This is a genomic window from Mesorhizobium sp. WSM4935 (assembly GCF_029625735.1).
Lineage (GTDB): Bacteria > Pseudomonadota > Alphaproteobacteria > Rhizobiales > Rhizobiaceae > Mesorhizobium.
Genome location: NZ_JARTVR010000019.1, coordinates 19223 through 32463, shown reverse-complemented (window position 1 = coordinate 32463; position 13241 = coordinate 19223). Strand labels below are relative to the sequence as shown.

Annotated in this window: 10 protein-coding genes; 6 read left to right on the top strand and 4 right to left on the bottom strand. The window is 64.4% G+C overall.

All coding sequences use genetic code 11. From position 1 onward, the window contains the following. Window positions 1–17: 17 nt before the first annotated feature. Genes P9273_RS28785 through P9273_RS28775 form a run of 3 tightly spaced genes read right to left on the bottom strand, consistent with a single transcriptional unit; the run spans window position 18 to window position 3483 of the window. Window positions 18–740 carry an ABC transporter ATP-binding protein gene (locus P9273_RS28785; protein WP_040999594.1) on the bottom strand — a complete coding sequence of 241 codons (723 nt, stop codon included), beginning with the start codon at window positions 738–740 and terminating at the stop codon, window positions 18–20. After that, complete coding sequence (locus P9273_RS28780; protein WP_278051838.1) at window positions 737–2575, bottom strand: branched-chain amino acid ABC transporter ATP-binding protein/permease; 1839 nt, start codon at window positions 2573–2575, stop codon at window positions 737–739. Before P9273_RS28780 ends, P9273_RS28785 begins: the two co-directional genes overlap by 4 nt. 8 nt (window positions 2576–2583) lie before the next feature. Continuing rightward, window positions 2584–3483: a branched-chain amino acid ABC transporter permease gene (locus tag P9273_RS28775; protein ID WP_278051837.1), complete on the bottom strand. Its 900-nt coding sequence runs from the start codon at window positions 3481–3483 to the stop codon at window positions 2584–2586. Between the two features lie 567 nt (window positions 3484–4050). On the opposite strand from P9273_RS28775, the gene P9273_RS28770 reads away from it, so the two are divergent. Beyond that, entirely contained in the window at window positions 4051–5217 is a 1167-nt protein-coding gene (locus P9273_RS28770; RefSeq protein ID WP_278051836.1) for an ABC transporter substrate-binding protein, read from the top strand. A 64-nt stretch (window positions 5218–5281) separates the two neighbouring features. Here P9273_RS28770 and P9273_RS28765 read toward each other — a convergent pair whose 3' ends face one another. Then, window positions 5282–6094 (bottom strand): MBL fold metallo-hydrolase, encoded by an 813-nt coding sequence (locus P9273_RS28765; protein ID WP_278051834.1) that lies wholly within the window; start codon window positions 6092–6094, stop codon window positions 5282–5284. Window positions 6095–6492: 398 nt separating this feature from the next. On the opposite strand from P9273_RS28765, the gene P9273_RS28760 reads away from it, so the two are divergent. From P9273_RS28760 to P9273_RS28740, 5 genes are read left to right on the top strand one after another with little or no spacing between them, the layout of a single operon-like run. Next, window positions 6493–7470: an ABC transporter permease gene (locus P9273_RS28760; protein WP_040999604.1), complete on the top strand. Its 978-nt coding sequence runs from the start codon at window positions 6493–6495 to the stop codon at window positions 7468–7470. 31 nt (window positions 7471–7501) lie between these two features. Next, on the top strand, window positions 7502–8506 hold the full coding sequence (locus P9273_RS28755) for a sugar ABC transporter substrate-binding protein (protein WP_040985776.1): 1005 nt from the start codon (window positions 7502–7504) through the stop codon (window positions 8504–8506). Window positions 8507–8529: 23 nt separating this feature from the next. After that, window positions 8530–10647 (top strand): ABC transporter permease, encoded by a 2118-nt coding sequence (locus P9273_RS28750; protein WP_442920267.1) that lies wholly within the window; start codon window positions 8530–8532, stop codon window positions 10645–10647. Beyond that, window positions 10644–11738, top strand: a complete 1095-nt coding sequence (locus P9273_RS28745; RefSeq protein WP_278051831.1) for a hypothetical protein — start codon at window positions 10644–10646, stop codon at window positions 11736–11738. Before P9273_RS28750 ends, P9273_RS28745 begins: the two co-directional genes overlap by 4 nt. Further along, window positions 11735–13228, top strand: coding sequence for a sugar ABC transporter ATP-binding protein (locus P9273_RS28740; protein ID WP_278051830.1), 1494 nt, complete (start codon window positions 11735–11737; stop codon window positions 13226–13228). Before P9273_RS28745 ends, P9273_RS28740 begins: the two co-directional genes overlap by 4 nt. The last annotated feature ends 13 nt before the right edge of the window (window positions 13229–13241 follow it).

Genomic DNA, 13241 nt, shown 5'->3' with positions numbered 1-13241 from the left:
CGAGGCGGTTTCGGGCTTCAGCCGAGATATTTGTTGAGGATCGACATGCCGCCGGAGCGGATCGTCTCCGGCTTCATCTGGTCGACGATCTCGCCATGCGTCATGACGTAGAGCCGGTCGCAGACGCGGGTTGCTACGTCGGTGCGTTGTTCGACTAGAAGCAGCGAGGCGCCGCGCTTGCGCAGCTCCAGCATCGCCTTGACGACGATGTCGACGGCGACCGGGGAAAGCGCCACAGAGGGTTCGTCGAGCAGCATGATCTCGGGGTCGCTCATCAGCATGCGGCCGATCGCGACCATCTGCTGCTCGCCGCCGCTCAAGAAAGACGACAGCCGCTGGCGGTAGGCCTTGAGGACGGGGAAGAGGTCGTAGACCGAAGCGAGCAAGGTCTGAGTGCGGGCCTTGTCGTGCCGGAGATGCAAAGCTCCCAGGAGCAGATTGTCTTCCACAGACTGGTCAAGGAACAGGCGGCGTCCCTCGGGCGCGATCGCGGCCAGTCCGCGCGCGATGCGATGGGTGGGCAGCGCCGAAACGTCCGTGGCGCCGATCCGGATCAGGCCGCGCCGCTGTTTGACGAGACCCATGATCGCACGCAGGACCGTTGTCTTGCCGGCGCCGTTAGGGCCGAGCAAGGCGACGGCCTCGCCCTTGCCGACGCTGAGCGCCACGTCGCGCACCACGTCGAAGCGTCCGTAGCCGGCGCATAGCGCGTTGATTTCGAGAGTGGGCTGTTCGCTCATTCGCCGAGATACACCTGTCTTACCACCGGATCGGCGCGCACATCGTCGGCCGAGCCGGTGAGGATCACTTCGCCGGCATTGAGCACGGTCACGCGGTCGCAGAGCGGGAACAGAAAACGCGTCTGGTGCTCGATGATGATCATGGTCACGCCCTGAGTCTTGAGATTGGCAAGGATGGCGGCCAGATGCCTGACCTCTTTCGCGGAAAGTCCCGTCGCCGGCTCGTCGAGCACGATGATGTCCGGTCCGGCCACGCAGACCGAGGCGAGCTGCGTCAGCTGCTCGATGCCGTGCGGCACGTCCGCCACCTGCCTTACGGCCCAGTCGCCGGCGCCGACAAGGCTGAGAGCCTCGCCGGCGCGACGTTGCATGGCCGCGAGGTCGCGCCGGCCGGAGGCAAGCATCGGCCAGAACGGCGCGCGGCCAATGATGCGCGGCACCCGGTCGAAGAGACCGACCATGACGTTCTGCGTCGGCGTCAGTTCCTTCACCAGCTGCGCGGCCTGGAAAGTGCGCCGCAGTCCCAGCCGCGAACGGCTGCTCGCCGGCAGGCCGTCAACGCGCGTGCCCTTGAGCAGGACCTCTCCGGCATGCGGCGTCAGGCCGCCCGATATCACATTGGCCAAAGTGCTCTTTCCCGAACCGTTCGGGCCGATCAGGCCGTGTATGTGGCCTCGGCGGACGGCCAGGTCGACATTGCGCAGGACCTTCGGGCCAAGCCCGTAGCCGAATTCGATGCCCCGGCATTCCACGATGACCTCGGAGTCCTTCGGCGAAGCCGGCGAGGCCGCCGTATCGAGCGCGGCGGGCAGGGCTTCGGCCGCGGCGTCCGCCTCCGGTGCTATTTCGCCGGCGCGCCGGGCAAGGGCGCGCCGCGCGATGCCGACCACGCCGTCGGGCAACCGCGTGATCGCCAGGATCGACAGCGCTCCATAGACGATCTCCTGCAGCCAGGGATTGATGTTGACGACATTCGGGAACATCGAGACGAACATCGCGCCGACAACCGGACCGATGCTGGTGTTGATGCCGCCGATCAGCACCATCACGAGCACGTTCAGCGACACCGACCAGTCGAACTGGCTTGGAGAGACGACGCCGAGGAACGAAAAGAGCCAGCCGGCTCCTCCGGCCATCGCGGCCGAGACACCGAAGACGCCGACCTTGATTGCCGCCGTTCGCGCGCCGGCGGCCTCGGCGAACGGCTCGGCATCGCGGATCGAAAGCAGGATCGGGTAGAGCGGCGAATGACGGATGTTCCAGACCAGGCCGAGGCAGGCGAGCAGCGCCAGCATGATGCACCAAACCAAGGGTGTGCCGAGCCATTCCAGGCTTGCCGGGAAATCCGGAAAGGCCGGGCCGAGCAGGCCCTGCAGGCCGCCGGTGACGGTCACCATGTCGGTCGCCAGGACCGTCAGCACCAGCGTGAAGATGAAAGTGGTGATGGCGAAGTAGAGACCGCTGACCCGGAGCGACATCGCGCCCACGGCCATGCCGATCAGGGCCGTCGCAGCCAGGACCAGCACCAGCAGGCCGAAAACATTCCAGCCATAGTCGTTGGCAAGGATCGTCGTCGCATAAGCGCCGATCCCGAAAAAGCCGCCTTGACCAAGCGAATAGAGACCGAGCATCCCGGCCACAAGGTCGAGGCTGATGGCGAGGATGCCGAAGACCGCGGCCACCAGCACCAGGCTCTGGAGGCCGAGGTCGGTATGGGCGATATAGGCGGTGGCCGCGAGATAGACGATCAGGACAGCGGCCAGCCCGGCGGCGCGCCAGCGGCCGACGCGAAGCCTTGGAGCGGCGACCGGCTGAGTATCGAATGCAGGAGCCATGCTCGACCTCAGCCGCGTGTCACGGCCGCCCGGCGCGGGCGAAACAGGGGGTTGCTGGTGCTGAACAGGCCCTTGGGCGAGACGATCAGGATGAGCACGAGCACGATGAAGGGAAACCAGTCCGAAGCCTGCGAATTGATGAGCGCGTTGGCGCCTTCGGCGCAGACGCCGAGCAGCAGGCCGCCGAACATAGCCGCTATCGGCCGCTCGGTACCGCCTCCGATCATCATGGCGATGAAGCCGTAGGTCCCGAACGTATCGCCGAGATAGGGATTGGCGAAGGTCGAAGGTCCGATGAGCAGGCCCGCGATCCCGGCATAGATCGCGGAGACCGCGAAGGCGACGATGGCGACGACAGTGGTGTTGGCGCCGATGGCCGATGCCATCTCGGGATCGGCCGCCGTCGCCATGCCGAGCTTGCCGAACAGCGTGTGGCGCCGCACGATCTCGAAGCCGGCGGCAAGCACTGCCGCGGTGACGATAGCGAGAAGCTGCTGGGCGGTCAGCACGGCGCCGCCGATTGGCAGGCTGATGCCGTTGAGGATCGGCGGGAAAGCTTGCGAGGTCGGGCCCCAGATATAGGCAGCCGCGTTTTCCACGATCACGGCGAAGCCCAGCGTCGAGACCAGCCAGCCGAAGCTGAAGCGGTTCGACAAAAGGATCGGCCGCACCGCGATGACGTAGGAGAGGATGCCGACGACGCATGAGCACGCCAGGCCGGCAAGCGCGGCCACCCATACCGGATAGCCGGAAGAGGCGAGTTCGGCGGTGACCATCACGGTCACCATCATCAGCTGGCCTTGCGCGAAATTGATGATGCGGGTGACGTAAAACGAGATCGCGAGCGCCATGCCGATCAGACCGTAGATCGATCCTATCGCTACTCCGCTCAACACGAATTGCAGCACTGCTGGCTTTCCCCTCTCCTCCGGCCGGCGTCGCCTCCTCAGCCGGCTTTATCGCCTCGCGGGAGACGCTTCCGTCGGATAGCCGCCCCGGTTCAGCTGTGAACCGTCGGGCCGGGGTTCCATGTCGCAATATCCAGCTTTGGCATGCTGCGCCGGTGCCCAAAAACCTAGTCGAAAGTGACCGTCCGGAAATAGCTGATGCGAGTGACATAACAGCTATGAGCGCAGCGATTGGACGGCGTTTCGGAACGGTGAAACGCAGGGCGACGAGATCGTGTTTCCACGTATCGGCGAACCAAGTCGCTCGAATCAGAAAACTAAATAAAACTAATGGATTAGAACGGACATAGAGCTCTTCTCCGGCCGCATCGATAGTCGTGCTTGGCCGGCTTCTCCAGTGGCATTTGCAAGGTCGCTGAACCGGCTCCGGGGTGCTGGCGCTCGCGTTGACAAGGCCGGGCAACGGGATAGCAAAATCCAACACCGAGAGGGCGCGGGAAGCGCAGGGCAAATTGAGCGATCGGGTTGTCGGTTCATGCCCACCGATCGCAGGGAGGGAAATCAGACATGAGAAAACGCGCGACGACTTCCGCGATGTTGCTGGCCACGACGGCATTCTGGGGGCTCGGCGTCCAGGCCGGCGCGGCGGACGAATATCTCATCGGCCTGATCGCAGGAACGACCGGCGCCTATGGTTCGACCGGCATCGCCACGGTGAACGGCTCGCAGATGGCGGTCGATGAGGTCAACGCTGCCGGTGGTGTCGACGGCCACACCTTCAAGCTCGACCCGCACAACGACAATGCGTCGGCCACGCTGTCCGGCCAGCTCTATGAGAAGCTGATGTCGCAGGGCGCGATCGCCATTGCCGGCTCGCCGGACACCGGCCCGGTCACGGCGCAGCTGGCGCAGCGCCACAAGTTCCCGACCATCGGCGTCGTCGACGATGGCGGCCTGACCGTCAATCCGGACGGCCCGACCAGCCCGCCCAATCCGTGGGTCTTCGACTTCGGCCTCAACACCTTCGCCTGGGGCGAAAAGATCGGCCAGCATGCGTTGAAGCACTGCCCCGACGGCCTCGCGGTGCTGCATGATCCATCCACCTACGGGCAAGGCGGTCTGTTCGGCATCCAGCTTGCCTATGACAAGGCCGGCAAGAAGATCGCCATGGATCACACCATCACCGAGAACTGGTCGACGGGCGCGACCGCCGGACTGATGCCGGAAGTCAACGCCATCAAGGCGGCGGGCATCAAATGCGTCGACGTGTGGCTGACGCCGCAGGATCAGGCGGCCTTTGTGCAGGACCTGCATTCGATCGGCTATGACGCCATCGTCTACGGCAATGACGAAACCAATGCCGACGACACCTACTCGAAGCTGGCCGGCGACCTTGCCGACGGGACGATCACCGCGATGCTGACGACGGAACTGCATCCGGGCCCGGAGCTTCTGGCTTTCAAGGATGCCTACAAGAAGAAGTTCAACGTCGACGCCACGCCCTTCTCTGCCGGCGCCTACGACAGCATCAAGATGCTGGCGCAGGTCATCAAGGACGTGAAGTCGACAAAGCCGGAAGACCTGCAGAAAGGCTTCAACGCGGTCCAGGGCTTCAAGGGCATGACCGGCACCATCGGCTTTACCGAGCAGAGCCACATTACCATCACGGCCGAGCAGGTGACGCTGGTCAAATACGACGCCAAGAGCAAGACCTGGGTCGAAGTCACCGACTGATGCTTCAAAAGCATGAGGGCCGGTTCCGATCGGACCGGCCCTTATCCGTTTCTGTTGCCTGTTCTCAGAGCTGAACCAGCCAGGCTTCAGGCACCAGGCGGTAGCCGTCCCCGGCCTTCACCAGATGTGCGAAACCGGGCAAATGCAGATGCCCGCCTGTGACGAGCAGCCGCTCGTTGGCGACATGCTCGAAGATCTTGCGGCGATTCTGATGCGCCAGCGCTTCGTCGACGTCGAATTCGCTGGTGACCTGGGGCCGCGGAATCTGGATCTCCGGCACGTGCACCGTGTCGCCCCACATCACCAGCGTCTCGCCGGCCGAGTCGAGCTGATAGCCGCTGTGGCCGGGCGTATGTCCAGGCAGCGGGAGTTGCCTGATGCCCGGCACCACTTCCCCGCCCTCGGCGGGATGGAAATGACCCCGATAGCTGGACAGCAGGGCATCGGCCGAACCGGTATAAGGCCGCGCCGCGGGTGACCTTTCACGCTTCTCGGGATTGGACCAGAAGTCGAGATCATCCCGGTGGACGATGACCTCAGCCCGCGGAAAGAGCGGCTTGCCCGATCTGTCCATCAGGCCGCTCGAATGATCGGGATGGATATGGGTGAGCAGGACGGTGTCGAAGTCCGTCGGCTTGAAGCCGGCGGCCTCGAGATTCTGCGGCAAGAGGCCCATGGAGTAGACCGTGGTCGACCCGCCGCCGGCGTCGACCAGGACGGTGTTTTTGCCGGTTTCGATCACGAAGGCGTTGACGGTGAGGCGCGGCTCCGTGTGCCGGAACTGCTCGCGCATCAGGCCTTCCATGTCGCCGCGCTCGGTTCCGCGCAGGATGGCCACGCTGATGTCGAGAAAGCCGTCATTGATGACGGTGACCATGGCATCCCCCACTCGGCGTCTATAGACCCCCGGCGTCTGTTTGCGCGGCTCGTCCGTCATCATTTCCTCCCGGTGCAGAAGGCGCTTTAGCGCCTTCGTCTGTCGGTCAGCAGTTTTGCGTGATTGGCAAGGCGGAGTGAAGCGACGAGGCTGTGCAGAATCCGGATAACAGCTATGGCGCTTTTCGCATGGCAGGCCCTGCCGAACGCGCCGGCCTTCAGCTCCCGCAGTTCCGCCCGATGCGGCGCGCATGCCCGATCCAGCATGAAACATAACTGATATTCCCTGGGCGGATATGTCTTGAGCCAGCCAAAAAGGGGATGGTCGCCGGCAGCAAAAGCAGGTCGCGAAGGGGGTTCGCGACCGGGCCGGCAAGGCCTGGTTCGGGAGGTGGCACAATGGCCAAGGCGCGGTTGTCGCAGGAGGGCGTGGTGTTCGCGCTCGCCGTCGCGCTGTTCGTGGTTTTTGCCGCCACGCTGAACAACTTCCTCACCGCGGGCAATCTGATCGCGCTGGTGCGCAGCGTCTCCATCCTTGGCATATTGGGCCTCGGCATGGGGCTGGTCGTCATCGGCCGCGGCATCGACCTCGCCATGGTGGCGACCATGGTGGTGTCGCTGTCCTGGGTGCTTTCGATGGCGCAGTCGGGCACGCCGTTCGACACGGCCCTGGTCTACGGCGCCCTGCTGGCGCTGGCCATCGGCCTGGCCAGCGGCATCCTCATCGCCTACGCCGACATTCCCGCCATCTTCACGACACTCGCGATGGGCCTCGTGATGTATGGCTCGGGACGCGCCTTCCTGTTCCAGATCGACGTTCAGAATTCGCCTGCCGGCGTCGGCTGGTTCGACTTCCTCGGGCAGGGGGCTTTCCTCGGCCTGCCGATGCCCATTGTGGCCTTCGCGGTGCTGGCTGCGCTGGTCGCGCTTGTGCTGATGCGCACGCGCTTCGGCCGCTTCGTCTATGCGGCCGGTGACAATGCGCTCGCCGCGCGCATCACCGGCCTGCCGCTGCGTCCGTTGATCGTGGCGCAATATGTGATCAGCGCCCTGATCGCCTTCCTCGCCGGCGTGGTGATGGCCGCCGCCGTCTCGGGAATGAGCACCCGCGTTTACAACTCGACGATGATCTACGACGTGCTGCTGGTCGTCGTGCTCGGCGGCATCAGCCTCAGCGGCGGCCGCGGCAGTGTGCGCAACGTGCTGGTGGGAACGCTGCTGGTCGGCGTGCTGCTCAACGGCATGACCATCCTCGACATCACCTACACGACGCAGAACCTCATCAAGAGCCTGATCCTGCTGCTCGCCATCACGGTCGATAGCTTCATCAACCCGAGGGACGAGCAGACTTCGCAACAGAGCCAGGGCGACATCTGAACAAAGCTTTGCAATCCAACGGGAGGAAACCATGAAATTCAGAACTATCCTGGCGGCCGGGCTCATGGCACTCGGCCTCGCGGGGGCCGCTCACGCCGATGACGGTCTCGACAATCCGTCGCGCAATCCGTTCTACGATGGTCTCAAAGGCAAGCGCGTCGTCTTCATTCCGCTGGCCATGGGCTTTGACCTGACGGAAGGCTGGGCCGCCATCATGCGCAAGCAGGCGGCCGATCTCGGCTACACGCTCGAGATCCGCGACCCGAACTGGAGCACCGACGCCGGCACCCGGGCGCTGACGGCGCTGATCGCCGAAAAGCCCGACCTGATCATCGCCCACAATCCGGATGTCCAGTCCTATGCGCGCCTGCTGAAGCGCGCCATGGACGCCGGCATCAAGGTCATCCAGCTCAACCTGGAATCGGTCGTGCCGACCGACGCTTATGTCGGCGCCGACTGGTCGCGTGTCGGCTATATCGAGGCGGACGCGCTGGTGAAGCAGTGCGGCACCGGATCGGGCAAGTCCGGCAAGATCGCGATCATCCGCGGCCAGCCGACCGCGGCGTCGGATCTCTACGAGCTCTATGCCTACAAGCAGACGTTCGCCAAGGATCCGGCGATCAAGATCGTGTCCGAGCAGGCTGCCCAGTACGATCCCGCCAAGGCGCGCGCCATCATGGAGACGGTGCTGCAGCAGCATCCGGACCTGTGCGGCGTGGTCGGCAACTGGGACAACCAGGATGTCGGCGCGGGCGCCGCCATCCAGGCGGCGGGCAAGGCCAATGACGTCTATGTCGTGACGTCAGGCGGCGGCAACCAGATCGGCTGCGACAACATCCAGAAAGGGCTTCTGGACCTGATCATCAGCTATGACGTTCCGCTGCAGGGCAACGCGATCAACCAGCAGATCGTCCAGACGCTGCTGTCGCCCGCCAAGGCCGGCGAATCGAAGACCTCGTACTACACGCCGCTGACGCTGCTGACCAAAGACAATATCGGCCCGCGCACCTGCTGGTCGCTCGACCAGTTGAAGTAAGCCGGGGCAAGTCAATCAGCATCATGTCCAGCGACACCTTAGCGTCTCTGCGCTCGCGCTTTCTCCCCGATCATCTGATCGGGGAGATCATGTCCAAGCGATGGATCGACAACGCCATCCCGTTCACCGCGCTGGTGCTCACGGTGCTGGTGATGGGATCGGTCATTCCCGATTTCCTGTCGCTCTCCAGCCTGTCGGATCTGGCCCGCCAGTTCGCCGAATTCGGGCTTGTCGTCCTGGCGCTCACCGTTGTCATGATTTCTGGCGGCATCGACCTCTCGGTGGCTTCGGTCTTCTCGCTTGCCGTCCTATTCTCGCTCATCGGCGTGAATGTCTACGAGATGCCGGTACCGGCGGTTCTCGCCGGCATTCTCGGCATGGGCATGGTCTGCGGCGCCATCAACGGCGTGCTGATCGGCTATCTGCGGCTGCGCGCCTTCCTGACCACACTGGTCAGCCTGATCATCTTCCGCTCGCTCTATGAGATTGTCTTCGTGCGCATGTCCACCTCGATCATGTCGGGGTTCTCGATGTCGGATCTGTGGGTGTTCATCGGCGAAGGCACGGTGCTCGGTATTCCGGTGTCGCTGGTGATCACGCTGATCATCGCGCTCGCCTGGCATCTGGTGCTGTCGCGCATGCGGCCCGGCTGGCGGCTCACGGCCGTCGGCGGGGCGCGGCGCTCGGCCTTCAACGCCGGCATCAACGTGCGCTTCATGGTGTTCCTCACCTATGTCGCCTCGAGCACCATGTGCGCGCTCGCCGGCTTCCTGTTCGCCGCCCGCCTCGGCAGCACGGGATCCGACACCGGCGTCGGTCTGGAGGTGCAGGCGCTGACCGCCGCCGTGCTCGGCGGCACCGCCATCGGTGGCGGCCGAGGCTCCGTCGCCAAGGCCATCATCGGCAGCCTTCTTGTGCTCATGCTGACCAATGGCCTGATCAATCTCGGCATCAGCGGGCCGATCACCTCGACGATCCTAGGGGCGATTCTTTTGCTCGCCGTCTTCGTCGACATGCGCTGGCAGAAGCACCGCCACCGCATCCTCGCCAAGGTCTATGTGTCGCCCGCCTATCTGGCGCTGCCGCCGTCGCCGCAAGTCGATGCGCCCGGCTCGCCCTATGTGCTCAACGACCGGCTGCGCTCCGTCGAGATCATCGGCCTCGGCGAGATCGAAGGGCCGGAGGACGTCATCCTCGATCGCGACGACAATCTCTATTGCGGCACGCGCCACGGCGACATCGTGCGCTTCTTCGATCCCGACCATAAGCGTTCCGAGGTGTTCGCGCATATCGGCGGCCATCCGCTCGGCATGGCCTTCGACAAGGCCGGCAATCTGCTCGTCTGCATCGGCGGCATGGGGCTTTTCCAGGTGGCGCCTGACAAGACGGTCACCAAGCTGACCGACGAGACGAACCGCAGCTGGTTCTCGGTGGTGGACGATTCGCGCCTTCGCCTGGCCGACGACGTCGATGTCGCGCCGGACGGCCGCATCTATTTCAGCGAGGCGACCATCCGCTACGAGCAGGAGGACTGGGCGACCGACGCGCTCGAGAGCCGGGCGAGCGGGCGCATCATCTGCTACGACCCCCGCACCGGCAGGACGCACACGGAAATTCCGAAGCTGGTGTTCGCCAACGGCGTCGCCATGTGCCCCGACGGGCAATCCTTCATGTTCGCCGAGAGCTGGACCTGCTCGATCAGCCGATACTATTTCGACGGCCCGAAGAAGGGCAGGACCGAGAAGGTTATCTCCAACCTTCCGGGCTATCCGGACAACATCAACCGCTCTTCCGACGGCAATTACTGGCTAGCGCTGCTCGGCATGCGCGGACCCGCGCTCGATCTGGCGCTGCGCATGCCGGGCTTCCGCAAGCGCATGGCCCGCCGCGTCGCGCCGGACCAATGGCTCTACCCCAACATCAACACCGGCTGCGTGGTGAAGTTCAACGAGAAGGGCGAGATCCTCGACAATCTCTGGGACCTTGGCGGCCTCAACCATCCCATGATCACCTCGATGCGCGAGCATCGCGGCTGGCTCTATCTCGGCGGCGTCTCCAACAATCGCATCGGCCGCTACCGCTTGCCCGATGCCGACCCGAACTGGTGCGCGCAGGACGCCTATTGGGGCGCCCGCTCATGATCGCCGCCATCTGGAAAGCCTGGGCCAATTTTCGGGGCTTCGATCTTACCGGCAGCACCGTGCCGCCGATGGACGGACCGTTGCGGCCGAACGCGAAGCTGGATGCGATGCCGGTTCTGATGCAGCTCGACGGCATCGACAATCTCACGGCCGCGCGTGACGGAATCCTCTGCTCTTCCGGCAACGATCTGCTGACGCTGTCGACCGCCGGCAATGCCTCGCAATTCGACCTGAGCGCGCGTTGTTCGATGGACGGACCAGTGACCGCTATCGCTGCGTTGGGCGAAAGCCTGGCGATTGCGGTCGAAGGGCGCGGAATTCTCTTGGAAAGCCCCGGCGCCGCCTCGCGGCCTCTGGCCATCGAAGGCGTCAATCCTTCCTGCGTGACGGCCACGGTCTTCGCCGACCCGACGACATTATTCGTTGCCGTCGGATCGGATCGCCATGCGGCGAGCGAGTGGAAGCGCGACCTGATGACGAAGTCGGCGAGCGGCTCGGTCTGGCGGATCGACACCGCCACCGGCCGTGCCGAACGGCTTCTGGGCGGCTTGGAATTCGCGGCCGGCCTGGCGCTTTCGGGAAAGGACATCTTCGTCGCCGAAGCGTGGCGGCATCGCGTCCTTGCGCTGACGGGCGGCTCACAGCCCCGCGTCGCGCTCGGAGCCCTGCCTGCCTATCCGGGCCGCATGACGCCGTCGGCCTCGGGCGGCTTCTGGCTCGCGATGTTCGCGCCGCGCAATCCGCTGGTCGAATTCGTGCTCAAGGAGGACGAATACCGGCGCCGCATGGTCGATACGATCGACCCGGCCTACTGGATCGCGCCGGCGTTGGTGACCGGAAAGAGCTTTCTCGAACCGATCCAGGGCGGCGCCCGCAAGAAGCTTAACATGCTCAAGCCATGGTCGCCGACATGGTCGACCGGCCTTGTGGTGCGATGTGACGATCGCATGGCCATGCTGCGCAGCTACCAGAGCCGCGCCGATGGCGATGTCCACGGGGTGACGTCGCTCTGCGAGGTGGGCGGCAGGCTGATTGCCGGCGCCAAAGGCTCGGGCAAGATCGTGGCAATCGACGACGAGACGGCGGCATGAATTCACTGGTTCAATTGCGTGGTGTTTCCAAGGACTTTCGCGGCGTGCTCGCGATTTCGGACGTCAATCTCGATGTCCGTCCGGGCGAGATCCATGCCATCCTCGGCGAGAACGGCGCCGGCAAGTCGACGCTGATGAAAGTGCTGGCCGGCGTCTATCAGCCGTCCTCGGGCGAGATGGTCCTGGACGGCAAGCCGACGGTCTTCAACTCGCCCTCCGACGCGCTTGCACATGGCGTCGCCATGGTCTTCCAGGAAACCAATCTGGTTCCGTCCATGTCTGTGGCGCAGAACATTTATCTCGGCGACGAAAAACTCTTCAACCGCCTGCGCGGCCTTAACATCCAGGCGCAACGCTATCTCTTGTCGCTCAATTTCTATGTCGATCCCACGTCCCAGGTTTCCACCCTGGGCGCCGGCAAGAAGCAGATGGTCGAGATCGCGCGCGCCGTGCACCACCACGCCCGGCTCATCATCTTCGACGAGCCGACAGCGACGCTGACGCCCGAGGAAAAATTCCACTTCTTCAACCTGGCGCGCCGGCTGAAGGAGCAGGGCATCGCCATCATCTTCATCAGCCACGCGCTGGAGGAGGCACTTTACCTGTCGGACCGCATCACGGTGATGCGCGACGCCAAGGTCGTCGTCACCGACCACACGCGCAGTTTCGACCGCGACCGCATCGTGCAGGCCATGGTCGGGCGGAGCCTGTCCGGCGAGCTCTACGCCGACGAGAAGCGCAAGGCGCGGCCGATGGGCAAGAAGATCCTGAGCGTCGAGAATCTCTCGATGGGCAACACGGTCCGCAACACGTCCTTCTCCGTGTTCGCGGGCCAGGTGACCGGCATGTTTGGCCTGGTCGGCGCAGGGCGGACAGAGACGATGAAGATCGTCGCCGGCGTCTTGAAGCGCGATTATTTCCACGGCGGAACCGTGCGCTTCGAGGACCGGCCGGTCCGCTACCGCACGCCGCGGCCCGCGGTGCGCGACGGCATCGTCTACGTCACCGAGGACCGCAAGATCGAAGGCTTTTTCGAGACGATGACTATTGCCAGCAACGTCCAGCTCGGCGCGCTGGCGACCGGCACCAATCCGCTGACCGCGGTCACGCCGCGCAACGCGCGAGAGCTTGCCACGGCCTGGACCAAGCGGCTGGGCGTCAAGGCGATCGATGCCGATGCACGCGTGATCGAATTGTCGGGCGGCAACCAGCAGAAGGTGGTGTTGTCCAAGGCCCTGATCCAGAAGCCGAAGCTGGTCGTCCTGGACGAGCCGACGCGTGGCGTGGATGTCGGCACCATCGTCGAGATCCACAACTTCATCAACGAGCTTGCCGACAGCGGCATGGCGGTGGTGGTGATCTCGTCCTATTTGCCCGAGATCCTGGCGCTGTCGGACCGTATCCTCGTTGCGCGGCAGGGGCGCGTCGTCGAGGAGATGGACATCGCCGAGGCTACCGAAAGCCGCATCATGTACGCGGCCGTGCACTAAACAGGTCGGTCAG

Bases quoted from the DNA above. Each gene is read 5' to 3' on its own strand.
- P9273_RS28755 (WP_040985776.1), top strand. From the start codon at position 7,502: ATGAAATTCAGAACTATCCTGGCGGCCGGGCTCATGGCACTCGGCCTC.
- P9273_RS28750 (WP_442920267.1), top strand. From the start codon at position 8,530: ATGTCCAGCGACACCTTAGCGTCTCTGCGCTCGCGCTTTCTCCCCGAT.
- P9273_RS28740 (WP_278051830.1), top strand. From the start codon at position 11,735: ATGAATTCACTGGTTCAATTGCGTGGTGTTTCCAAGGACTTTCGCGGC.
- P9273_RS28785 (WP_040999594.1), bottom strand. From the start codon at position 740: ATGAGCGAACAGCCCACTCTCGAAATCAACGCGCTATGCGCCGGCTAC.
- P9273_RS28765 (WP_278051834.1), bottom strand. From the start codon at position 6,094: ATGGTCACCGTCATCAATGACGGCTTTCTCGACATCAGCGTGGCCATC.
- P9273_RS28770 (WP_278051836.1), top strand. From the start codon at position 4,051: ATGAGAAAACGCGCGACGACTTCCGCGATGTTGCTGGCCACGACGGCA.
- P9273_RS28780 (WP_278051838.1), bottom strand. From the start codon at position 2,575: ATGGCTCCTGCATTCGATACTCAGCCGGTCGCCGCTCCAAGGCTTCGC.
- P9273_RS28760 (WP_040999604.1), top strand. From the start codon at position 6,493: ATGGCCAAGGCGCGGTTGTCGCAGGAGGGCGTGGTGTTCGCGCTCGCC.
- P9273_RS28745 (WP_278051831.1), top strand. From the start codon at position 10,644: ATGATCGCCGCCATCTGGAAAGCCTGGGCCAATTTTCGGGGCTTCGAT.